Here is a 21,511-nt window from a genome sequence, read left to right as displayed (position 1 = left end):
ATCACATAAATTTCTGAATATGAAAAACATATCCAAAACAGTAAAAAAACTGGCACTTTTAATGTGTTTAACTGGAACCTTTTTCTTTATTTCGATGGACAGTCTAGCACAACGCCACCGTGGAGGCGCCGGCGCCGGAGGATTCAACAGATCTGGCGGAGGTGCAACACATACCAGACAAGCAAGACCAGCTACTCAATCTAGACCCAATGTATCAAGACCAGCAGCAACCACTAGGCCTGCAACAACCAGACCTGGAGCTAATAATTCTGGAACTCAAATTACAAGACCATCCAACAATTCCAACAGGAATAACACTGTAAATAGAAACAATACAGTAAATAGAAATAATACTGTCAACCGAAATAATGTAGGAAATAGAAACACCAACATAAGTGGCAATACCGTTAACAGAAATAGAAACAATGTCAATATTAATGTTAACAATAGTGTCCATGTTCGTAATAATCGAAATACAGTAGTTCGCCCAGGATATAGACCATATACACGCCCACCTTATGTGTATGGCGGTTACAGATATAATTGTTACCATCCATATTATCCGCGTCCTTATGTACCTTTTTATTGGGGCCCAGTTTGGCATCCTTGGGGATTTTTTGTTGCAACTTTAGCAACGACGGCAATTATTGTAAGTGTGCAAAACGAAAAGTATCACTACGATCAAGGAGTTTGGTATACCTCTACAAATGGTGGCTATACAGCCGTACCAGCACCAGTTGGCGGAACAGTAAACAATATTCCAAGCGGAGCAGAAACAGTAAATACCGGAACGGTAAATAATTATTATTACGGCGGAACATATTATGAAAAAGATGGCGGGAAATATACTGTAGTTGCCCCTACAGCAGGAACAATTGTAGAGAAATTGCCTGAAGGCGGAGAAGAAGTTACAATTGGCGATGCCAAATATGTAAAATTTGGAGAAACCTATTATCAGCCCGTGCAGATTGATGGAAAAGATAAATATGAAGTAGTGTCGGTTGAGAAAGAATAATTTAATTTTATTAATTCTATAAAACTAATATACTTTTAAAAGTAATTTTAACTAATTTTATCCCCGTTATTGACAACCATTATAAGCTCAAAATAAATAAACCATGAAAAACAAAACCTTTTGGATTTTTGCATTACTCACATTGTCCATTATTTCAATTGCTTACAGTTACACAAGATTTACAAATAAAAAAGCAGGAGCAACTCCTGCAGAATGTCATGAGATACCAAGCAATATAGAGTCTGAATTTAAACCTACTGTAGAAAACAAATTCAAACCTACTGAAAAAGCTCCTAAAGGCATGGTTTGGATTCCTGGTGGCGAATTTTCTATGGGTACAAATGTTGAAGACGAAAGCTTATGCAGCATAAAAGGCGTTACCAAAGATGCCGCTCCTATTCATAGAGTTTATGTTGATGGATATTATATGGATGAAACTGAAGTAACCAATGAAGAATTCGAGAAATTTGTAAAAGCTACAGGTTATGTAACAGTTGCGGAACAAAAACCAACAAAAGAAGAATTTCCGACAGCAAATGACGAAGATTTAGTTACGGGTTCTGTGGTCTTTACTCCTACTCCTTCTGCAGTTAATTTGAATAATTTCTTGCAATGGTGGCGTTACGAGCCGGGAGCTGATTGGAGACATCCAGAAGGTCCGCAAAGTACCATTATAGGAAAAGAAAAATATCCTGTTGTACATGTTGTATACGAAGATGCGGCCGCTTACGCTAAATGGGCAGGAAAAAGACTTCCAACAGAAGCTGAATGGGAGTTTGCTGCACGAGGTGGCAAAACGGGAAATCTTTACGCTTGGGGAAATGATTTAAAACCTAAAGGAAAATTTCAAGCTAATATTTACCAAGGGCATTTCCCGATTAAAGACGGCGATACTGGAGAAGACGGTTTTAAAGGCATCGCGCCAACAAAACAATACGCTCCAAATGCATACGGATTATATGATATAGCAGGAAATGTTTGGGAATGGGTAAACGACTGGTACAGCGTAGATTATTACAAATCATTAGCAGAAAGCGGTAAAGTAACAAAAAATCCGCAGGGACCGAGTGCTTATTATGATCCTAGCGATCCATCTGAAATAAAACGAGTTCACCGCGGCGGTTCGTTCTTATGCACCGATCAATACTGTACTCGTTATATGGTCGGAACAAGAGGAAAAGGCGAAATCAGATCTGCTGCAAATCACGTTGGTTTTAGATGCGTAAAAAGCAAATAACAAACTTAAAATACCAGAAAGGGATTCTACAACGAATCCCTTTTTTTATTAATTCACATATTGAAAGCTAAATTTCGCAGCAGATTTTTTTTTCTATATTTGCTAAAAATCTAAAAAAATGCAACATATCATAGATCGTTTTATCAGTTATGTAACAATTGATACTGAATCAGATCCAAATTCTCAAACAACGCCAAGCACGCAAAAACAATGGAATCTTGCCAATAAATTAGTTGACGAACTAAAGGCAATTGGACTTGAAGAAGTAACCATAGATGATAAAGCCTATATAATGGCGACACTTCCGAGCAATGTAGACCACGAGGTTCCAACAATTGGTTTTGTTTCACATTTTGATACTTCTCCAGATTTTAGCGGTGCGAATGTAAAGCCACAAATCGTTGAAAATTACGACGGAAAAGATATCGTTCTTAACGCTGAGAAAAACATTGTTTTATCTCCAGATTACTTTAAAGATTTATTACTATATAAAGGTCAAACCGTCATTACAACCGACGGAACAACACTTTTAGGAGCCGATGATAAAGCTGGAATTACTGAAATTGTTTCGGCAATGGAATATCTAATTCAGCATCCTGAAATTAAGCACGGAAAAATCAGAATCGGATTTACTCCAGATGAAGAAATTGGACGCGGTGCTCATCATTTTGACGTAGAAAAATTTGGAGCCCAATGGGCTTACACTATGGATGGAAGCCAGATTGGAGAATTAGAATATGAAAATTTTAATGCCGCTGGAGCGAAAATCACTTTCAAAGGAAAAAGTGTTCACCCTGGTTATGCAAAAGGAAAAATGATCAATTCTATGCTTTTGGCAAATGATTTCATCAATGAACTTCCAAAAGGCGAAACACCACAGGAAACTAGAGGTTACGAAGGTTTCTTTCACGTACACCACATCAAAGGAAACATCGAGGAAACCGTTTTAGAATTGATTATTCGCGACCACAACAGAAAGAAATTCGAAAAGCGAAAAGAATTGATTCACAAATTGGCGAAACAATTAAATAAAAAATTCGCGAAGAAATTCGGTGAAGATATTGTAATTGCTGAAGTTAAAGATCAATACTATAATATGAAAGAAAAGGTTCTTCCTGTGAAGTATATTGTAGATATTGCTGAAAAAGCAATGAGAGAATTGAACATCAAACCAATCATTAAGCCAATTCGTGGAGGAACTGATGGTTCTCAATTGTCATTTATGGGATTGCCTTGTCCGAACATTTTTGCGGGCGGACATAATTTCCATGGAAAATACGAATATGTTCCAGCGGAAAGCATTCAGAAAGCAACTGATGTTATTGTAAAAATTGCCGAGCTGACTGCAATTCCAGGAATCTTTGACGCACCAGAAAAATCTAAGAAAAGAAAATAATGGAATCAAAATCCGAAAATAAGGGCATTTGGAAATACGGTGATCAATGGGAAGAAGAGTTACTTTTCTTAAAATCGATTATTGATAGAACCGAACTAACCGAAACCACAAAATGGGGCGGTCCAGTTTATGTTTACGAGAAGAAAAACGTAATTGGCCTTGGCGGATTTAAAGATTATTTTGCAATATGGTTTTTTAATGGCGTTTTCTTAAAAGATGAGAAAAAGAAACTCATTAACGCTCAAGAAGAAGTTACAAAATCTTTGCGCCAATGGCGTTTTACATCTAAAGATCAAGTCAACGAAAAAGAAGTTTTAGAATATATTCACGAAGCGATTGAAAACGAAAAACAAGGAAAAGTCATTAAACCTGCAAAAAAAGAAACAATAGTTTCAGAATTTCTAAATGCAGAAATGGTTAAAAATCCAGATTTGAAATCAGCTTTCGAAAAGTTTTCTCCGTACAAACAATATGAATTTTTAGAATACATCGAATCTGCAAAACAGGAAAAAACAAAACTCTCTAGAATCGAAAAAGTGATTCCAATGATTTTAGCTAATGTTGGGCTGAATGATAAATACAGGTAGTTTTTTGAAATTTCAAATTTTGGAAATTCCAAATTCCAAGCTATACGAGACCTTTGTCAAAGTTTTAAAACTTTGACAAAGGTTTTTCTTTTTTTTGTCATCCTGACGGAGTAAGGATCGCACGCGGAAATCGACAAAGATTATCCACATTACTTTACGGAGCTTCTAGTGTGATCCTTCCTTCGTCAGGATGACATAACTCCTCCACACGGTTTGTCATTTAGAGGAACGAGAAATCTCCGCAAGAGACTCTACAAAGATTGGCGATATACTTTGAGGAGTAACTTGCGAAGATTTCTCTCTTCGTTCGAAATGACAAAACAAGGCAAAAAAAAATCCCAAACTCCATTTGGAATTTGGGATTTTAAATATTGTAATTTAAAATTTATGCTTTCTTATTCAAAGCAGCGCTCAATTCCAAAGAGATAGCAGAACGCTCTAATTTTAATTTTCCAGACATAGTTTCGATTACAACTGTAGTTTCTGCTAATTCAGCGATTTTACCGTGGAAACCACTTTTTGTAACTATTTTATCACCTACTTTTAGGTTGCTTTCAAATTCTTTTTCGTTTTTAGCTCTTTTTTGCTGTGGTCTGATCATGAAGAAATAGATTACCACAAACATTAAAAGGAATGGCGCAAATTGAGATAATTGTCCCATAATTTAAATTTGTTTTTGATTTATATTTAATATTCTTTTTGGAATTTCAAATTACATTAATCCTCTTCCAACTTTTACCATCTTTTTATTGGCAGTAAGTTCTTTAACAAGATTATCTAAAATTCCGTTGATAAAAATACTACTTTTTGGTGTAGAATACTCTTTTGCAATTTCTAAATATTCGTTAAGAGTTACTTTTACTGGAATTGAAGGAAATTTAATAAACTCGCAAATTGCCATTTTTAATATAATAGTATCAATTTCGGCAATACGATCACTGTCCCAGTTTGGCGTTTTATCTTCATATTCTTTTGCAAAAGTTGCTTCATTTAAAATTGTTCTTCTAAACAAATCTTTAGCAAAATCTTTATCTTCAACATCTTTATACAACTTTGGCACTCTAAAATCGTCTGGATCTTCCGTTTTAATTGCTTTTAATTGTTTAACGATGTGCGTATTTACAACCGGAATATCATCAACCCAAGTTAATTTATCATCCTCTAAATACTCGTATAATTTTTCGTTTGGTACAATAACGTTTTCAAACAAATCAATTATAAATTGTCTGTCTTCTTCAAACGTATTCACGTTATTGCTCATGTATTTTTTGTAGATATCACTTGCTTTAACATCATTTAAAAGCAAAATAATATAATCGTCGTTTAACGACCAGTTATTGATTTTACGATTTTCTAAAGCAATACTAAGAGAATTACTTTCTGCTAAAAGCTGAAAGATTTTGTTTTTGATAAACTTTTCGTTCGGATTACGTTCTGCTGCAGTAGCAAGGTGTTTTTTGCTTGATAGATGTAAATAGACAGCTTCTTTTTTGCAAATTTCTATCAATGAAGAAAGCATTATAAGATATAAGTCCTGAATATTATCTATGCTATAAAAAAGAAATTTCTCTTCTTTTTCCATATTATCAGAACCGCTTTGGTGCATTGCATAAATGGATTGCATTACTTTAACGCGTATGTGTCTTCTATTTACCACCTTGTAAGAACATTTAAAAATTAGTCTGCAAAAGTATAACTTTAAAGGCGTATATTAAAATTAATTCGTAAAAAAGTGACAGTTTTTAGTCGACGTTTTCCGTTTAATTCAAAATTTAAGTCACATTCACAGTTTTCTGCATTAATTGAAAAACAAAAAGTCCCAGTTTCCAGTAGATCTGAAAACTGAGACTGAGACTGTAAACTCAAAAATTACTTAGAAGCGTTCTCTATTCTTCTTTGATCAATTCTGTTTTGAGCAATTGTAAGAGCCGCTTTATGAGTTGTAATATTATTTTTAGCAGCAAAATCTATAATTTCTAAAGTTGTATTATAGATATTCTCTGTTTTTGTCATGATTTCAGCTTTACCGTAGTTTGCCAATTCAGCATAAACATTGATGATTCCACCAGCGTTGATTAAGAAATCTGGAGCGTATAAAATTCCTCTTTCTTGTAAAATCGCACCGTGAACATTTTCGTCTGCTAACTGATTGTTGGCTGCACCAGCAATAACTTTAGCTTTAATTTTATTTACCGTATTATCATTGATTGTTGCTCCCATTGCACAAGGCGCATAGATATCAACATCTGCAGTATACAAATCTTCACCAGTATAAATTGATGCATTGTATTTTGAAGCAACTTGGTATAATTTTTCTTCGTTGATGTCAGTAATCGTTACTTGAGCTCCTTCTTTAGTTAAATAATCAACCAAAGTTTCTCCAACGTGTCCAATTCCTTGCACCAAAACTTTTTTACCTTCTAAAACATCAGAACCAAACTGACTTTTAGCAGCCGCTTTCATACCTAAATAAACTCCGTAAGCAGTAACTGGAGACGGGTTTCCAGAACCACCTCTTTCTTCAGAAATTCCAGTAACATAAGGCGTTACATCTCTTACAGTATCCATGTCTTTAGTTTCCATTCCGACATCTTCTGCAGTAATGTATCTTCCGCTTAATGAATGAACAAATTCACCAAACTTACGCATTAATTCAGGCGTTTTTTGTGTTTTAGCATCACCAATAATTACAGCTTTACCTCCACCAATATTAAGTCCAGTAATGGCCGATTTAAACGTCATACCTCTAGAAAGGCGTAAAACATCGTTTAAAGCTTCCCATTCTGTGTTATAATTCCACATTCTGGTTCCTCCCAAAGCTGGCCCCATAACCGAATTATGAATACCAATAATTGCTTTTAAACCTGTATCTTTGTCATTGCAAAATACAATTTGTTCGTGATCGTCAAAAGATAATTGACCAAAAACAGGATCCATTTTTTGAAGTTCCTTTCCAGTTGCGAAAGTTGCATCCATAGCGCTAGTATTAATTAGGTTAAAATTATGAATTTGTCAAAAAGACTTCTCAAACATAATTAAAAAATACACATGCACTAATTTTTTGTCTTTAAAATAACAATTTTACAATATAATTGTTTTGATTAAATCGCAAATTATTATAATTTTATTTAATAATAATTCTTAAATCTAAATCAATTCAATATCATATTTCTTAAAAAAATGAAAGAATTAAGCTATTTAAATAAATATTTCATCAAATATAAATACAGTTTTTCGCTTGGAATTTTAATCACTATAATCGCACAAATATTTTCTCTGTTTACCCCAAAGCTCATTAGCAAGTCTTTAAACGCTATTGAGAATTTTGACAAACTTTCTGCTGCAGATCAAAAATCAGAAATTGTAATCGCCACTTTTCGTCAGGATCTCATTCATAATGTGCTACTTATCATAGGAACTACGATTGTTGCTGGATTTTTAACCTTTTTAATGCGCCAGACTTTAATTGTAATGTCGCGCCATATTGAATTTGATTTAAAAAATGAAGTTTTCAGACAATACGAGAATCTTTCGCAAAATTTTTACAAACAAAATAGAACAGGAGATTTGATGAACCGTATTAGCGAAGACGTTTCAAAAGTTCGTATGTATGTTGGCCCAGCAGTAATGTATACCATAAATACAGCTATCCGTTTTGCCATTGTTATTTTATATATGTATAATGTATCGCCGCTCCTTACCTTATATACTATATTGCCGTTGCCGATTCTTTCTTATTGCATTTTTAAATTAAGTTCAGAAATCAATAAACGAAGCACCACTTTCCAGCAATACCTTTCTAAAGTTTCAAGTTTCACACAAGAAATATTTTCGGGAATCAGAGTTATCAAAGCCTATTCTTTAGAAAATCAGCATCAGAATAACATGGTTGATTTGGCAGAAGAAAGCAAACGCAAAAGCTTAAGTTTAGCAAGAGTTCAATCTTTATTTGGCCCTTTGATGATTGCTCTTATCGGAATTAGTAATTTGGTTGTGATTTATTTTGGAGGTGTAATGTACATCAATGGAAGCATTCCAAATATCGGAACTATTGCCGAGTTTATCTTATATGTAAACATGCTGACTTGGCCGGTTGCTTCTTTAGGATGGGTTTCTTCGATGGTTCAGGAAGCAGAAGCTTCTCAAAAACGTTTGAACGAATTTTTGAAAATTGAACCAGAAATCAAAAACAACAATGAGAATTCTTCAGATATAAAAGGAAATATTTCTTTTGAAAATGTTTCTTTCACTTATCAGGACACTAATATTGAAGCATTGAAAAATGTCTCTTTTACAGTAAAAAAAGGAGAAACTTTAGCCATTTTAGGAAAAACGGGGTCTGGAAAATCGACTATTCTTTCATTGATTTCAAGATTATATGATACAACAGAAGGCGAGATTAAAATTGATGAAAACGAAATCAGTACTTTAAATTTAAACGATCTTCGTAATAATATCGGAATCGTACCTCAGGATGCTTTCTTGTTTTCGGATACGATTAAAAACAATATCAAATTCGGAAACCAAAACGCAACTGACGAAGAGGTAATCGAAACTGCCAAAAACGCTGTGGTTCACGACAACATTATAGCCTTTAACAAACAGTATGACACCGTTTTAGGAGAAAGAGGAATTACTCTTTCCGGCGGACAGAAACAGCGTGTTTCTATTGCAAGAGCCATTATTAAAAACCCTGCAATTTTACTTTTTGACGATTGTTTGTCTGCAGTCGATACCGAAACGGAAGAAATGATTTTGAATAATTTATTTGAAATTTCTAAAGACAAAACAACCATAATTGTGAGCCATCGAGTATCATCGGCAAAGAATGCAGACAAAATTATTATACTCGAAGATGGTAAGATAATTCAACAAGGTTCTCATAATCAATTGATAAATCAAGAAGGATATTACGCATCGTTATATTTAAAACAACTTTCGGAAAAAGAATTACTTTAATTGTTGCGTAATAGATAATTTTTTATGATTTTTGAGTACTATTAATTCCAAAAATGATAGAACGTATTATGAGAGAAAATGACATGTTAGAAAAAGAAGAGATTTTTTCTAAAGTATTACGAGCAGGAAGAAGAACTTATTTCTTTGATGTGAGAGCTACCAAAGCTGATGATTATTATATCACGATTACAGAAAGCAAAAAATTTACTGAAGAAGATGGTTCTTTTCACTTCAAAAAACACAAAATCTACTTATACAAAGAAGATTTTAGCGCTTTCGCAGAAATATTAGAAGAAATGACTTCTTATGTTTTAAACCACAAAGGCGAAGAAGTAATTTCTGAAAGACATCAAAAAGATTTTAAAAAAGAATACAGCTCTGAAAAGACTGAAAGCCAAAGATCTAGTTTTACAGATATTGATTTTGATGATATTTAATTCAAAATCATCTATATAAGTAGGAGTCCAATTTGTTATGCATTTTGGACTTTTTTTATATATTTAACTATTGCGTTAGGAGTTATAAGTTAGACGTTAAGTGTTAAATTCAAAACGTCAATTCTTTTTTTTCATAAACTCATAACTTTTAACCTATAACTTCATAACTTCACAAAAAAATGAAAAAATTAATTATCCTCCTAAGTTTCTTCCTTTACGGAATTTCGTTGTCTGCACAGAATCTAGAATATGAAACGAAAAACAACATCCAATATTATAATGCATCTGTAAATAAATCGGATAAATATATTAACGAAAGATGTGTATTAGATATTTACTACCCTAAAAATAAAAAGGATTTTGCTACTATAATCTGGTTTCACGGCGGCGGATTAACAGGCGGAAATAAAGAAATTCCTGAAGCTTTAAAAAATAAAGGTTTTGCTATTATTGGTGTAAATTATAGATTATCTCCAAAAGCAAAAGCAGCAAAAGCAATTGAAGATGCAGCCGCAGCAATTGCTTGGACATTTAATAATATTGCTAGTTACGGTGGAGACAAATCTTCTATTTTTGTTTCTGGACATTCAGCAGGAGGTTATTTAGCAATGATGACTGGATTGGATAAAAAATATCTTCAAAAAGAAAATATCGATGCGAATCAAATTGCTGGACTTATTCCGTTTAGCGGGCAATGCATTACACATTTCGAAATCAGAAGAGAAAACGGAATTCCAGAAAAACAGCCTACAATTGACGCTTTTGCACCACTTTACCACGTTCGTGCAGATGCTCCGCCTTTATTATTAATTACAGGAGATCGTGAACTGGAAATGCTTGGACGTTATGAAGAAAACGCATATATGGCCAGAATGATGAAACTAGTTGGGCATACGCAAACTAAATTATACGAATTGGACGGTTACGGCCACGGAATGACAGAACCTGGATTTCCGCTTCTGGTTAATGAAGTAAACCGAATTTTAAAAGAACATAAAAAATAATCACTAAATAAAAATTCCACGGCAATGGAGACACAACTATTAATTATACCAGGACTTGGAGATTCTGGAGAGAAACACTGGCAAACCTTTTGGCATAAAAAATTCGAAAACTCAATTCGCATTGTTCAAGACAATTGGGATGAACCAATTCTAAGAGAATGGCTTGAAAGATTAAATGAGAATATCTTAAAACTTGACAAACCCACTATTTTAGTGGCGCATAGTTTGGCGGTTTCATTGGTTCTGCATTGGGCTGAAAAAAATAAAAACCCGAATATAATTGGCGCTTTTTTGGTTGCTCCTGCAGATGTTGATTCACCTCAACATACACCAGAATGTACAAGGAATTTTTCACCGATTCCGCTTTACAAATTACCTTTTCCGTCTGTAGTAGTTGCAAGCGAAAATGATCCTTATGCTTCTTTTGAAAGAAAAAAACTTTTCGCTGAAAAATGGGGAAGCGATTTTGTAAATATCGGGCAGCAAGGACACATTAATTCTGATTCTGATCTAAAATATTGGGAAGAGGGACAGGAAATTTTACAAAACCTGATTAAGAATATAATTCCAAAATAAACATTAGAAATCTTCTATGAAAAAATTCTTTTTAATCGCATTATTAATTACAAACTTATGTTTCTGCCAAAACAATGAAGACAATGCATTTGAAACCAATTATAAGCTTTTATTAGAGAATCTCACAAATCAAAATTGGCAAAAATCTCAGGATTTGGCTAAGAAACTTCTTGACATTACAGAACCTATCGATTCTATGCAAATACAGAAAGAGGTTATAAGATATATGTACATTTATTCAACAGCCGGTCTTTTAAACGAAAAGCAATTAACCCAAAAAGAAGCTCTGAAAAAAGTGCTTTTTCTGAAATCAAAACAAATGATTATGCCTTCACATTTATTCAACAACAATTGTTATGTCAATTGCACAAACCTGAAAGATGATGAACCTAATACGTTTTTTACAGGAGTAAATAATACTCAGGGAACTCAGATTTTTTCGTTTGAGTATGTACAAATTGCAAACGGAATCAAAGAATCTGTAACTGAATTAGAAGGAAAATATATCCAGTTAAGAGGACAATTAAATGAAATCACAGTCGAAGGAAATCTACTTCCGAGATTCAAACTAAAATTTATAAATGGTGATTATAAAATAAAAAGCCGGTAAAATTTTACTGGCTTTTATTCCATAATAAATTATCCAATTCTTAATCCATTTGGAATCTTAAAATCAGGAGCCAATAAAATTACGTCTCCCTCCTCGCCTACGGCACCAAGAACCAGACATTCACTCATAAACTTCCCAATTTGTTTTCTTGGAAAATTGATAACCGCAACAATCTGACGATTTACTAAATCTTCTTTCTGATATCTTTTGGTAATTTGTGCCGATGATTTTCTAATTCCGATTTCTGAACCAAAATCAATTGTCAGCTGATAGGCTGGCTTTCTAGCTTCAGGAAAATCGTTTACTTCTAAAATTGTTCCAACGCGCATATCGGTGCGCTCAAATTCATTCCAGGTTAAATCCATTTTTAAATTGTATTATTTACAAACCTATAAATTTTGTAATTAATGAGCCTAATTCTATAACCTATTTCTTTTGCTTTAAATCTAATTTTACGAGAAGAAAAATAAAAACACTTACGTAAAAAAAATACAACATGGAACATACTGAACCAAATGCATGCATGTCAATTAAAGATTTTGAATCTAATTTAAAACAGGTTCACACAGATAAATATATAGAAACTGCTCAAAATGTAAGACTTTATGTGAAGGATTATGGTCAAGGGAAACCTGTAATCCTGATTCATGGATGGCCTCTTTCTAACGAAATGTGGGAATATCAAATTGATCATTTAGTACAAAACAATTGTCGTGTAATTGCCTATGATCGACGCGGATTCGGAAAATCTTCTCAGCCTTGGGATGGTTACGATTATGATACTTTGGCTGATGATCTAAAAGAAATTATCGAGCAATTGGAATTAGAAAATGTTACTCTTGTAGGTTTTTCTATGGGTGGCGGCGAAGTGGTTCGTTATTTTAGCCGTCACGGCGGAAAAGGAGTTACAAAAGCAGCTTTGATTTCATCAATTATTCCATTTCTATTAAAAACTCATGATAATCCTGACGGACATCCAAAAGAGAAAAGTGAAAACACTGCTGCAGCAATAAAAGAAGACAGGATAGGATTTATTGATAATTTTGGAAAAACGTTTTTCGGGGTAAATATTATCAACAAGCCTTTAAGCACACCTTTATTAGAATATTACAGAGCTTTATGTTCGGTGGCTTCTCCTAGAGCTACTTTAAAATGTGCTGAATCTTTTTCTTATACCGATTTTAGAGATGAATTAGATTTTATAAAAGTTCCAACCTTGATTATTCACGGTGACGATGACAAAATCGTACCTATTGATCTTACTTCTAGAAAAGCGGCAAAATCTATACCAAACAATACTTATATCGAATATGAGGGAGCGCCTCATGGTCTTTTTTATACAAATAGAGAAAAACTAAACGAAGATTTACTAGAATTTTTGAATTCATAAAACTTAAAAAAGTATCCAAAGAAGCAAGCTGGATCAGCTAACTGCTTTCTTTGGATATTTTTATTCTTGTGCGCTTTTATTTACAGTTTTTTAAAGCTATTTTTGGGAATCAAATTTCGGATAAAATGGCACGAACTGAATCAACAATGCTTCCACTAGGAACACTTGCACCTGATTTTTATTTAAAGGATACCAACTCGAACAATACTTTTTCTTTTGACGATTTAAAAGGTTCTAAAGGCACTTTAGTTATGTTCATCTGCAACCATTGTCCGTTTGTGCATCACGTCATTAAAGAAATTGTAATGATTGCCAATGATTATCGCGTTCAAGGAATTGGAGTAATCGCGATTTCTAGTAATGATGTTGTAAAATATCCACAAGATGGCCCAGAATTAATGGCTGACTTTGCAATAGAAAATAAAATTGATTTTCCTTATTTGTATGATGAAAGCCAAGAAACAGCAAAAGCTTATCAGGCGGCTTGTACTCCAGACTTCTACTTGTTTGATAATCAAGACAAATTATTTTATCGCGGTCAGCTAGACGATTCAAGACCAGGCAACGGAATTCCACTTAGCGGAAGCGATCTTAGAGGTGCGATTGATGCCTTAATTTACAATAGAAGTTTAAAAGAACCACAGAAACCAAGTTTGGGCTGTGGCATTAAATGGAAGTAAAACCTCACTAAATTGAAAAAGATTACTTATCTTTGCAGTTCAATTTAACAATCCTTATGGGAAATATAATATCACATACAGCCGCTACGAAGCCGTTTTGCATAGCAAAACCGATTCCTGCTGTAATTATTTCGCATAATAAGGCCTTTATTAATTAGGCCTCCGTCTACTTCACTTTTTTCTTCTTTTTGACGGAGGATTTACATCAGCTTAAACATTTCCTTATTTGACAAAAATCATTTTTGATCAGATATTTTTTTGTTTTTCCAGATTAAACATTTCGATTCTGTCTTTTTTAAGACTCTGAAATTTTTCGTTTGTAAATTATTCTAAGAAGAAAAAATCATTTAAAATTTAATAACAATAAATTCAATATAGATATGAAACCAACACCCACTTTCTGTAAATCAGATTATCAATTTTTAAGAGAATTGATTTTAAAAAGTAAGAACTCAACAAATACTAAAGAAGCCAATCAGCTTTCGCAAGAACTAGATCGTGCTGTAATTAGTAAAGAAAGTGAACTTGACAGTTCGGTAATCAGAATCAATTCATTTGTAACGATAGAAGATGTAAAAGCTAAAAAACAAATGAAAATTCAAATCGTTTTACCTTCTGCTGCAGATGTAAAACAATCTAAAATCTCAATTCTAGCACCTTTAAGCGTTGCCATTATTGGTTTTAAAGAAAATGACGAAGTAGATTGGGAATTGCCTGCTGGAATCAAAACTTTAAAAGTAATAGCTGTAGACAATTCGGCTGTACATCATTCCTAAATTTTAAAACACCTCATTATGTGACGGTGTTTTTTTTATATCTATTTGAAAATAAAAAAAACTGTTCTATCGAACAGTTTTTTTTATGCTTATTACTCAAATCAAAATTACAATTGTGAATCAATATAATTTGTAATTGAAGCCATTTGAGTTTCGTCTAATTTTGCTTTTTTACCCATTCTTACCAAAATCGGCGTCCATTCTTCTTTTGTGAATTTTTTAGGTTCAAACAATTTGTGACATTTTGCACAATTATTATCATACAAATTTTTGCCTGCTTCTAATTCAGGTGTCAAAGCAACCGTTTTTGGAGCTTCAGCAGTAGTTGCTGCAACTGCCGTTTTTTTAGTGCCACATGCCACTGCAAACAACGCTACGGTCATTAAACTTAAAATCGTTTTTTTCATTTCTTGGTTTCGTATTTTTTTAATTCAAGTAAATATAAAAAAAATCCCATACGCCGTGGCATATGGGATTATTATTTAAAACAATGCTAAATTGCTTCTAAACTCTTATTTTACGTCCATTAATTCAACGTCAAAAATTAAAACAGCATTTGGTGGAATAACTCCTCCAGCTCCAGATGGTCCGTAAGCTAAATCAGATGGAATTACAAAACGAGCTTTGTCTCCAACTTGCAATAAAGCAATACCTTCGTCCCATCCTTCAATAACTTGTCCAATTCCTAATTTGAATTCGATTGGTTTTTTACGTGGGTAAGAAGAATCGAATACTTTTCCGTTATCTAAAGATCCTTCGTAGTGAACAGAAACAGTTTTTCCTGCTTCAGCTTTTTTACCTTCACCTTTTTGAATCATTTTATAACGTAAACCGCTTTCTGTTCTATCAAAACCAGCAGCTAATTGTTCCATTTTTGCTTCAGATTCTGCTTTTAAAGCTGCCTCACGTTTCATACGAGCACCTTTTAAGCCGATGAAAGCTTCAATTGCATTCCATTTTTGAGCTTCTTCTCCAACTCTAATAATTTCAACAGACTCTAAATTGTCACCTTGAGCAACAGCATCAACAACGTCCTGTCCTTCAACAACGTATCCAAAAACACTGTGTTTGTTATCTAACCAAGGAGTTGGAACGTGAGTAATGAAGAATTGAGAACCATTACTTCCTGGACCAGAATTTGCCATAGATAAAACTCCTGGACGATCGTGTTTTAAACTTGGGTGAAATTCGTCATCAAATTTGTAGCCTGGATCTCCAGTTCCAGTTCCTTTTGGACAACCTCCCTGAATCATGAAATCTGCAATTACTCTATGGAAAGTTAATCCGTCATAGAATTTTTGCCCTTGAGGTTTTACTTTATTTTCCATATTTCCTTCTGCAAGAGCAACAAAGTTACCTACAGTTCCCGGTGTCAAATCGTGTGTCAATTTTACTAAAATTGAACCTTTGCTAGTATTGAATTTAGCGTATATTCCGTTTTCCATTGTTGTTATTTTTTTATTGAACGCAAATTTACAATTAATTTCTTAATCAATTTGCGCTTTCTGTCTTTTAGATTTTGATTTGTAAGTAAGTCCGTAAATGGTTAATGATAGTAAAGATAAGACCATACAGCCAATTGTTACTGCTGGCCATCCGCCTAATTTCCATAATAACAAACCGTATGCAGATCCTGCTGCAGTTCCTAAAAATGTCAGCGACATAAATACGGTATTTAATCTATTTCTTGCTTCTGGCAATAGAGAATAAACCCTAGTCTGATTTGAAATATGAACACCCTGAATTCCAATGTCGATAAATACAATTCCAATTGCAATTCCGATTACGCTTTCAATAGCAAAATAAAAAATGATGAAGCTTATTAGCACTAATAAACAGCCATATCCAACAGCAATTCTCGAATTTCCTTTGTCGCCAAGCTTACCAACCAGAGGCGCTGCTAAAGCTCCAGATGCACCAACGATTCCAAACAAACCGATTGTTGCACTATTAAAGTGGAATGGTTCGCCAGAAAGCAATAATACCATTGTCGTCCAAAATGCTCCAAATTGAGCAAAACTGAAAACATTTATTGCTGTTGCTTCACGTAAAACCGGCTGGGTTTTTATCAGCGTAAATAAGGATTTAATTAATTGACCATAAGTTCCCTGAAACTGTGGCTTATTGTACGGAAACTTACTTTGAATTACAAAAAAGATCAGAAGACAGATTCCAGCTGCGATATAAAACATCGATCTCCAGCCTAAAACCTGACCAATAAAACCGCTTAAAGTTCGCGAAAGCAAAATTCCGACTAAAAGTCCGCTCATGATAGTTCCTACGACTTTTCCTCTTTGTTCGGGCGCACTCAAAGAAGCCGCTAAAGGCAGAATAAGCTGTGGTACAATAGATGTGATTCCGATTAGCAGTGATGCAATTTGTAAAACAAGAAAACTCTTTGCAGTTGCTGCAATCAATAAGGCAATTACAGTAGCAAAAGTGGTCATTAAAATTTGCCTTTTTCGTTCTATTTTATCGCCAAGAGGGACCATAAAAAATAGCCCGATAGCATAACCCGCCTGAGTTAGATATGTTATAGTTCCGGCGCTGGCTTCAGGAATTTTAAATTCGTTAGCAATTAAAACAATCAAAGGCTGGCAGTAATAAAGATTTGCAACTATAAGACCAGTGCAAACTGCCATAAACAGTACATTAGTTTTAGATAAATTCATGCTGCAAAAATACCACTCTAATCTTTAGCAAAACTTTAAAAAAAGTATAATTTTTAAGTTTTTTTTAAAACCATATAAGTGATATAAGCTCATTTAAAAATATCTTGGCGAAATTTATAGCCAAACTTAAATTTTCTTAAATCACTTATATGGTTATTTTTTATTAAGCTTTTAATAGTTCAAAAAGTCTTCTCTTGCAGGACTAAAAACATCTGTAAGCATGCCAGTTTCCAAACATACAACTCCATGAACAGCGTGAGGCGGAATATAAAAACTATCGCCTTCTTTTAAAGTCTGCGTTACTCCGCTGATTGTGACATCAAATTTTCCGCTTGCAATATAAGTAACCTGTGAATGATAATGATCGTGTAAAGTACCAATTCCGCCTTTTTCAAAATGAACGTTTACCAGCATCACTCTGTCGTCAAAAGCCAAAATTTTGCGTTTGATTCCTTCGCCTACTACTTCCCATTCGATTTCGTCTCCTTTTATAAATTGTTTGCTTGTACTCATTTCTATTTATTTTTAATTTTTTCAAGATCTTTTTTCATTAACGCTAATCCATCATTTAGATTATTCTTTTCAAAGAATCCTTCTAGTTCTTTCAACCTTTTTAGATTGTCATATTTAAATCCCGAATTTAATTTTCTTTGACAAAGCGAACATAATCTAATAGAATGAGAATCTGTTTCAGCCATACTATTAGTTCCATTCATAACACAATTAGCAACAATGCAATGATACAGACCAAACATATGGCCAATTTCATGAGAACAGATTTTAAGTAATCGCTCTAAAGCTAAATTAAAATCGGCTTCTTTTTGCATTCTATACATCGAACTTACTGCGATTTTATCTCTATACGATGCCAAACCAAAAACATAATTCCATTCGGGTTTTGGATATAAATCCTTTTCAGTTATTGCCATTAAAGCAATTCTTTTATTAGGATTTTCTTCTTTTAAAACATCAGTTAAAATATATCCTGCTAAAAACTGTTCTTGTCCAACGTCTCCCATTCGTCTAGCACGATTCGGAATAATATCATTTGAAACATTTTCTAAGACCTTAGTTTCCAACTGAAAAAATATTTGCAAATACTGACGAACTAATTCGATTTGTTTTATTTGCGTCGAATTAAATTTTCCAATTGGTTGCAAATAGATTATATTTTCTTCTTTAGTTGGAACAACATGTTTCGTGTTTACAAATTTTTCAAAACTCTGTCCTTTTTCATCATGAGAAAATAGCCAATCACCATAAGTTGGTTTTCCCAGCTTAACATCATTAACTTTAATATCTAAAAAATAAGGTTCAGGCAGTAAAATTTGTTGTGGAATTGATTCTGCCTTTGAATTTGTTTTTTCTTTTTTATCAGATTGACAAGAAAAAAGAATCACCACGCTCAACAAAAGAAGTTTCTTCATAAATTGAATTTACTTGATTAAGTTTTTCGAAATAAAATCACAGCTCGATTTTATCGAATCAAAAGAATTTGAAGCAAAATTATTCTCCTGTTCTACAAAAAAATAAACCATTCCAGATTGTTTTGCCACTGCGAAAAAGGGTCTAAAATCAATTGTTCCAGAACCAACTTCAGTATTCAAATCGCTATTATTCTTATCTTTATCTTTCACATGCCACATTTTGAAACGCCCTGGATTTTCTTTGAATAGTTTTAAAGGATCATTGCTAGAATGAACTACCCAGTATAAATCTAGCTCGAAATACACCAAATCTTTATCTGTTTCCTTTAATAAAATTTCGTAGCCTGTAACGCCATCATATTTCTTAAACTCAAAATCATGATTGTGATAAGCCAGTTTCAAACCTGCCTTTTTACAAATTTTTGCGGCTTCATTTATACGAGCAGCAATCTTTTTATAATCTGCTATACTTCTTCTAAAAGGTTCATCGATCCATGGAACAGTCAGAAATTCATTTTTAAGAACTTTTGCCGCTTCAATTGCAGCAATTAATTCAGCAGTATTTCCGTCATATAAAAAACTTCCCAAATTATAATGCCCGCTAACGGCTTTCAGTCCATTATCATCTAAAATCTTTTTTAATTCCTGAGGCGTTAATCCCCAAAACTGATCTTTGATTGAAAAACCGTATGTTTCAACGGTCGTATATCCTGCTTTTGCCACTTTTTCTAAAGTTCCTTTTACATCTTTAGGAAGTTCATCACGAAGCGTATACAGCTGTAAACCTATTTCTTTTTTATTCATAGTAAGTGCAAATGATGGCGAAGCCAAAACTGCTGTTGCGGCAAGGCCTGTGGTTACGATAAAGTTTCTTCTGCTAATCATTTTAATGATTTAAATTTCAGAAAGTAAATATATTATAAAAATTGATTCTTAAAGTTTTCTGCAAAGTTTTGAAGTGCATTTGCAGTTTGTTCCGAAACTATTTCTCCTTCAGCATTCACTTTTCCGCGTACGCCTTGAATCAGAAGTTGTGTGGTGTCATCAAATTTAGCTTCCAATGTTTTCATTACTAACATTAGCTGCTCGTGCCCCATTTCACCTGAAGCAGAAGCAGTAATCAAGCCTGTCTTTTTATTTGAAAAAATAGTGGTTGAAACACACCATTCTAAAGCATTCTTTAAACTCCCTGGAAGACTGAACACATATTCGGGAGTGCAAATGATAACTCCATCAGCATTTATAATTTTATTTCGAAATGAATTGATTTCTTGCGGAGGAGTATCGGTATCCAAATCTGGATTAAAATGTGGAAGATGCTCTAAATCTTCAAAAAAATCTACTTCAAATTCAGGTTTTAAGTAATTTGAAATGTATTTCAGAATTTTGAAGTTGCTGGAATTACTTCTCGTGCTTCCAGAAATAGCAAGGATTTTTATATTTGGTGAAGTCATTAAATAAACAATTCGTATTTTTAAATTAATTATAAAAATACGAATTGCTTAATGATATTTTTAAAAAATTATTTTGCGGTCAACAAATTCATCCCCTGTATTTTCTGAGAGTCAATTGCTTGTGGGGGATAATTTTGTTTTTCTTGTCTCGTTGATGTGACTTTGCCTTCTTTGCTTATATATACGTAATTGTAACGCCAATAATGCGATCCCGCCATTGCTGTTCCACTTTCAGAAAAAACCTGATCTGCATAAACAAAAATTTCTCCATCTTGTTTATTATCTAATGTCATTACTGGACTGCCTAAAGTTTTTAGCACTTTCAATTTGGTTTCTCCTACGACAACGGCAGCTGAATTGGCACTCGCACAGGCAATAAAAAATGCAACTACTACAGAAACTAATAATGTTTTTTTCATGATTAAGTGTTTGGATTTTAAGTTTTATTTGGTTGGTATACCTTGATAATAAGGAACGCAAGGATAATTAAAGTTAGCCTATTAAAATTTATACAATTCAACAAGTATGTTATATAATTATTACTAAAAGACTCAAAGCATTATTTGTATCTTTGCCAGCAAGAAAATTATCGAATAAAGATGCGAATTGACATTATTACTCTTTTACCTGAATTACTAAGAAGTCCATTTGAGGCTTCAATTATGAAACGCGCCATCGATAAAGGTTTGGTCGAAGTGCACTTTCACAACCTACGTGATTATAGCACAAACAGGCAAAAAAGCGTAGATGATTATCCTTTTGGCGGAGGTGCAGGAATGGTAATGACAATTCAGCCTATCGATGATTGTATTACACATTTAAAAAGCCAGCGCGAATATGACGAAGTAATTTATATGTCACCAGATGGGGAAACTTTAGACCAGAAAATGGCTAATAAAATGTCTATGTATGAAAACATTATCATTTTATGCGGACATTACAAAGGCGTTGACCAAAGAGTTAGAGACCACTTTATTACAAAAGAAATCTCAATTGGAGATTATGTTTTATCGGGAGGAGAATTGGGTGCCATAGTTTTGTCTGATGCTTTAATCCGATTAATTCCTGGTGTTTTAAGTGATGAAACCTCAGCTTTGACAGATAGTTTTCAGGACAATTTATTGTCTGGCCCAATCTATACAAGACCGGCAGACTATAAAGGATGGAAGGTTCCAGATGTTTTGACCAGCGGACATGCTGCCAAAATTGACAAATGGCGCGAAGACAAAGCGTACGAACATACAAAAAACAGACGTCCAGATTTGTTGGAAGGTCATTAGAAAAGTGTTCA

At 33.6% G+C, this 21,511-nt stretch carries 25 protein-coding genes; 13 read left to right on the top strand and 12 right to left on the bottom strand.

Features of this window, described 5'->3' with window-relative positions; genetic code table 11:
- The first annotated feature begins 19 nt into the window (after nt 1-19).
- The 4 genes from ABXT06_RS08425 (at nt 20) to ABXT06_RS08410 (ending at nt 4,235) form a co-directional block, all read left to right on the top strand.
- Nucleotides 20-1,015 carry a DUF6515 family protein gene (locus tag ABXT06_RS08425; RefSeq protein ID WP_354590351.1) on the top strand — a complete coding sequence of 332 codons (996 nt, stop codon included), beginning with the start codon at nt 20-22 and terminating at the stop codon, nt 1,013-1,015.
- Between the two features lie 103 nt (nt 1,016-1,118).
- Complete coding sequence (locus ABXT06_RS08420; RefSeq protein WP_354590350.1) at nt 1,119-2,252, top strand: formylglycine-generating enzyme family protein; 1,134 nt, start codon at nt 1,119-1,121, stop codon at nt 2,250-2,252.
- A gap of 118 nt (nt 2,253-2,370) precedes the next feature.
- Nucleotides 2,371-3,648 (top strand): peptidase T, encoded by a 1,278-nt coding sequence (pepT, locus tag ABXT06_RS08415; protein WP_354590349.1) that lies wholly within the window; start codon nt 2,371-2,373, stop codon nt 3,646-3,648.
- A complete protein-coding gene (locus tag ABXT06_RS08410) occupies nt 3,648-4,235 on the top strand; it encodes a YdeI/OmpD-associated family protein (RefSeq protein WP_354590348.1) in 588 nt (195 codons plus the stop codon). Before pepT ends, ABXT06_RS08410 begins: the two co-directional genes overlap by 1 nt.
- 385 nt (nt 4,236-4,620) lie before the next feature.
- Here the strand turns inward: ABXT06_RS08410 and yajC are convergent, their stop codons facing one another.
- The 3 genes from yajC to ABXT06_RS08395 all read right to left on the bottom strand — a co-directional run bounded on the left by yajC (nt 4,621) and on the right by ABXT06_RS08395 (nt 7,211).
- Nucleotides 4,621-4,896, bottom strand: a complete 276-nt coding sequence (gene yajC / locus ABXT06_RS08405) for a preprotein translocase subunit YajC (protein WP_008462186.1) — start codon at nt 4,894-4,896, stop codon at nt 4,621-4,623.
- Between the two features lie 51 nt (nt 4,897-4,947).
- Complete coding sequence (nusB, locus tag ABXT06_RS08400; protein ID WP_354590347.1) at nt 4,948-5,859, bottom strand: transcription antitermination factor NusB; 912 nt, start codon at nt 5,857-5,859, stop codon at nt 4,948-4,950.
- 245 nt (nt 5,860-6,104) lie between these two features.
- Nucleotides 6,105-7,211, bottom strand: coding sequence for a Glu/Leu/Phe/Val family dehydrogenase (locus ABXT06_RS08395; protein WP_354590346.1), 1,107 nt, complete (start codon nt 7,209-7,211; stop codon nt 6,105-6,107).
- 204 nt (nt 7,212-7,415) lie between these two features.
- Between ABXT06_RS08395 and ABXT06_RS08390 the strand changes: the two genes are divergently transcribed.
- The 5 genes from ABXT06_RS08390 (at nt 7,416) to ABXT06_RS08370 (ending at nt 11,821) form a co-directional block, all read left to right on the top strand.
- Nucleotides 7,416-9,194 carry an ABC transporter ATP-binding protein gene (locus ABXT06_RS08390; RefSeq protein ID WP_354590345.1) on the top strand — a complete coding sequence of 593 codons (1,779 nt, stop codon included), beginning with the start codon at nt 7,416-7,418 and terminating at the stop codon, nt 9,192-9,194.
- 68 nt (nt 9,195-9,262) lie between these two features.
- Nucleotides 9,263-9,631 (top strand): PUR family DNA/RNA-binding protein, encoded by a 369-nt coding sequence (locus ABXT06_RS08385; protein WP_095931384.1) that lies wholly within the window; start codon nt 9,263-9,265, stop codon nt 9,629-9,631.
- 179 nt (nt 9,632-9,810) lie between these two features.
- Nucleotides 9,811-10,635, top strand: coding sequence for an alpha/beta hydrolase (locus tag ABXT06_RS08380; protein ID WP_354590344.1), 825 nt, complete (start codon nt 9,811-9,813; stop codon nt 10,633-10,635).
- A gap of 24 nt (nt 10,636-10,659) precedes the next feature.
- Nucleotides 10,660-11,211 carry an RBBP9/YdeN family alpha/beta hydrolase gene (locus ABXT06_RS08375; RefSeq protein WP_354590343.1) on the top strand — a complete coding sequence of 184 codons (552 nt, stop codon included), beginning with the start codon at nt 10,660-10,662 and terminating at the stop codon, nt 11,209-11,211.
- 16 nt (nt 11,212-11,227) lie between these two features.
- A complete protein-coding gene (locus tag ABXT06_RS08370; RefSeq protein WP_354590342.1) occupies nt 11,228-11,821 on the top strand; it encodes a hypothetical protein in 594 nt (197 codons plus the stop codon).
- 29 nt (nt 11,822-11,850) lie between these two features.
- Here the strand turns inward: ABXT06_RS08370 and ABXT06_RS08365 are convergent, their stop codons facing one another.
- The gene (locus ABXT06_RS08365) at nt 11,851-12,186 is read right to left on the bottom strand and encodes a tRNA-binding protein (protein WP_354590341.1); all 336 of its coding nucleotides are present in this window, start codon (nt 12,184-12,186) and stop codon (nt 11,851-11,853) included.
- Between the two features lie 131 nt (nt 12,187-12,317).
- Between ABXT06_RS08365 and ABXT06_RS08360 the strand changes: the two genes are divergently transcribed.
- From ABXT06_RS08360 to ABXT06_RS08350, 3 genes are all read left to right on the top strand, one after another.
- Entirely contained in the window at nt 12,318-13,211 is an 894-nt protein-coding gene (locus tag ABXT06_RS08360) for an alpha/beta fold hydrolase (RefSeq protein WP_354590340.1), read from the top strand.
- Between the two features lie 125 nt (nt 13,212-13,336).
- On the top strand, nt 13,337-13,891 hold the full coding sequence (locus ABXT06_RS08355; protein WP_354590339.1) for a thioredoxin family protein: 555 nt from the start codon (nt 13,337-13,339) through the stop codon (nt 13,889-13,891).
- 380 nt (nt 13,892-14,271) lie between these two features.
- On the top strand, nt 14,272-14,667 hold the full coding sequence (locus ABXT06_RS08350) for a GreA/GreB family elongation factor (RefSeq protein WP_095931379.1): 396 nt from the start codon (nt 14,272-14,274) through the stop codon (nt 14,665-14,667).
- A 107-nt stretch (nt 14,668-14,774) separates the two neighbouring features.
- On the opposite strand, the gene ABXT06_RS08345 is transcribed toward ABXT06_RS08350, so the two are convergent.
- The 8 genes from ABXT06_RS08345 to ABXT06_RS08310 form a co-directional block, all read right to left on the bottom strand.
- The gene (locus ABXT06_RS08345) at nt 14,775-15,074 is read right to left on the bottom strand and encodes a c-type cytochrome (RefSeq protein WP_354590338.1); all 300 of its coding nucleotides are present in this window, start codon (nt 15,072-15,074) and stop codon (nt 14,775-14,777) included.
- A gap of 105 nt (nt 15,075-15,179) precedes the next feature.
- Nucleotides 15,180-16,112, bottom strand: coding sequence for a peptidylprolyl isomerase (locus tag ABXT06_RS08340; protein WP_202000191.1), 933 nt, complete (start codon nt 16,110-16,112; stop codon nt 15,180-15,182).
- Between the two features lie 42 nt (nt 16,113-16,154).
- Nucleotides 16,155-17,309, bottom strand: coding sequence for an MFS transporter (locus ABXT06_RS08335; protein WP_354590337.1), 1,155 nt, complete (start codon nt 17,307-17,309; stop codon nt 16,155-16,157).
- 201 nt (nt 17,310-17,510) lie between these two features.
- Nucleotides 17,511-17,852: a cupin domain-containing protein gene (locus ABXT06_RS08330; RefSeq protein ID WP_202000187.1), complete on the bottom strand. Its 342-nt coding sequence runs from the start codon at nt 17,850-17,852 to the stop codon at nt 17,511-17,513.
- 2 nt (nt 17,853-17,854) lie between these two features.
- Nucleotides 17,855-18,766, bottom strand: a complete 912-nt coding sequence (locus ABXT06_RS08325) for an archaemetzincin family Zn-dependent metalloprotease (protein WP_354590336.1) — start codon at nt 18,764-18,766, stop codon at nt 17,855-17,857.
- 9 nt (nt 18,767-18,775) lie between these two features.
- A complete protein-coding gene (locus tag ABXT06_RS08320; RefSeq protein WP_354590335.1) occupies nt 18,776-19,651 on the bottom strand; it encodes a sugar phosphate isomerase/epimerase family protein in 876 nt (291 codons plus the stop codon).
- A gap of 32 nt (nt 19,652-19,683) precedes the next feature.
- Nucleotides 19,684-20,220, bottom strand: a complete 537-nt coding sequence (locus tag ABXT06_RS08315) for an NADPH-dependent FMN reductase (protein ID WP_354590334.1) — start codon at nt 20,218-20,220, stop codon at nt 19,684-19,686.
- A gap of 68 nt (nt 20,221-20,288) precedes the next feature.
- On the bottom strand, nt 20,289-20,639 hold the full coding sequence (locus tag ABXT06_RS08310; RefSeq protein ID WP_354590333.1) for a hypothetical protein: 351 nt from the start codon (nt 20,637-20,639) through the stop codon (nt 20,289-20,291).
- Nucleotides 20,640-20,819: 180 nt separating this feature from the next.
- On the opposite strand from ABXT06_RS08310, the gene trmD reads away from it, so the two are divergent.
- Nucleotides 20,820-21,500 (top strand): tRNA (guanosine(37)-N1)-methyltransferase TrmD, encoded by a 681-nt coding sequence (gene trmD / locus ABXT06_RS08305; RefSeq protein WP_354590332.1) that lies wholly within the window; start codon nt 20,820-20,822, stop codon nt 21,498-21,500.
- The last annotated feature ends 11 nt before the right edge of the window (nt 21,501-21,511 follow it).

This window comes from Flavobacterium sp. UW10123, assembly GCF_040538975.1.
Lineage (GTDB): Bacteria > Bacteroidota > Bacteroidia > Flavobacteriales > Flavobacteriaceae > Flavobacterium.
The sequence above is the reverse complement of the archived record's forward strand: the minus strand, read 5'-3'. Positions and strand labels throughout refer to the sequence as shown.

Excerpts from the sequence above, each read along its gene's own strand:
- ABXT06_RS08425 (WP_354590351.1), top strand. The coding sequence starts at position 20 with ATGAAAAACATATCCAAAACAGTAAAAAAACTGGCACTTTTAATGTGT.
- ABXT06_RS08420 (WP_354590350.1), top strand. The coding sequence starts at position 1,119 with ATGAAAAACAAAACCTTTTGGATTTTTGCATTACTCACATTGTCCATT.
- pepT (WP_354590349.1), top strand. The coding sequence starts at position 2,371 with ATGCAACATATCATAGATCGTTTTATCAGTTATGTAACAATTGATACT.
- ABXT06_RS08410 (WP_354590348.1), top strand. The coding sequence starts at position 3,648 with ATGGAATCAAAATCCGAAAATAAGGGCATTTGGAAATACGGTGATCAA.
- yajC (WP_008462186.1), bottom strand. The coding sequence starts at position 4,896 with ATGGGACAATTATCTCAATTTGCGCCATTCCTTTTAATGTTTGTGGTA.
- nusB (WP_354590347.1), bottom strand. The coding sequence starts at position 5,859 with ATGCAATCCATTTATGCAATGCACCAAAGCGGTTCTGATAATATGGAA.
- ABXT06_RS08395 (WP_354590346.1), bottom strand. The coding sequence starts at position 7,211 with ATGGATGCAACTTTCGCAACTGGAAAGGAACTTCAAAAAATGGATCCT.
- ABXT06_RS08390 (WP_354590345.1), top strand. The coding sequence starts at position 7,416 with ATGAAAGAATTAAGCTATTTAAATAAATATTTCATCAAATATAAATAC.
- ABXT06_RS08385 (WP_095931384.1), top strand. The coding sequence starts at position 9,263 with ATGAGAGAAAATGACATGTTAGAAAAAGAAGAGATTTTTTCTAAAGTA.
- ABXT06_RS08380 (WP_354590344.1), top strand. The coding sequence starts at position 9,811 with ATGAAAAAATTAATTATCCTCCTAAGTTTCTTCCTTTACGGAATTTCG.
- ABXT06_RS08375 (WP_354590343.1), top strand. The coding sequence starts at position 10,660 with ATGGAGACACAACTATTAATTATACCAGGACTTGGAGATTCTGGAGAG.
- ABXT06_RS08370 (WP_354590342.1), top strand. The coding sequence starts at position 11,228 with ATGAAAAAATTCTTTTTAATCGCATTATTAATTACAAACTTATGTTTC.
- ABXT06_RS08365 (WP_354590341.1), bottom strand. The coding sequence starts at position 12,186 with ATGGATTTAACCTGGAATGAATTTGAGCGCACCGATATGCGCGTTGGA.
- ABXT06_RS08360 (WP_354590340.1), top strand. The coding sequence starts at position 12,318 with ATGGAACATACTGAACCAAATGCATGCATGTCAATTAAAGATTTTGAA.
- ABXT06_RS08355 (WP_354590339.1), top strand. The coding sequence starts at position 13,337 with ATGGCACGAACTGAATCAACAATGCTTCCACTAGGAACACTTGCACCT.
- ABXT06_RS08350 (WP_095931379.1), top strand. The coding sequence starts at position 14,272 with ATGAAACCAACACCCACTTTCTGTAAATCAGATTATCAATTTTTAAGA.
- ABXT06_RS08345 (WP_354590338.1), bottom strand. The coding sequence starts at position 15,074 with ATGAAAAAAACGATTTTAAGTTTAATGACCGTAGCGTTGTTTGCAGTG.
- ABXT06_RS08340 (WP_202000191.1), bottom strand. The coding sequence starts at position 16,112 with ATGGAAAACGGAATATACGCTAAATTCAATACTAGCAAAGGTTCAATT.
- ABXT06_RS08335 (WP_354590337.1), bottom strand. The coding sequence starts at position 17,309 with ATGGCAGTTTGCACTGGTCTTATAGTTGCAAATCTTTATTACTGCCAG.
- ABXT06_RS08330 (WP_202000187.1), bottom strand. The coding sequence starts at position 17,852 with ATGAGTACAAGCAAACAATTTATAAAAGGAGACGAAATCGAATGGGAA.
- ABXT06_RS08325 (WP_354590336.1), bottom strand. The coding sequence starts at position 18,766 with ATGAAGAAACTTCTTTTGTTGAGCGTGGTGATTCTTTTTTCTTGTCAA.
- ABXT06_RS08320 (WP_354590335.1), bottom strand. The coding sequence starts at position 19,651 with ATGATTAGCAGAAGAAACTTTATCGTAACCACAGGCCTTGCCGCAACA.
- ABXT06_RS08315 (WP_354590334.1), bottom strand. The coding sequence starts at position 20,220 with ATGACTTCACCAAATATAAAAATCCTTGCTATTTCTGGAAGCACGAGA.
- ABXT06_RS08310 (WP_354590333.1), bottom strand. The coding sequence starts at position 20,639 with ATGAAAAAAACATTATTAGTTTCTGTAGTAGTTGCATTTTTTATTGCC.
- trmD (WP_354590332.1), top strand. The coding sequence starts at position 20,820 with ATGCGAATTGACATTATTACTCTTTTACCTGAATTACTAAGAAGTCCA.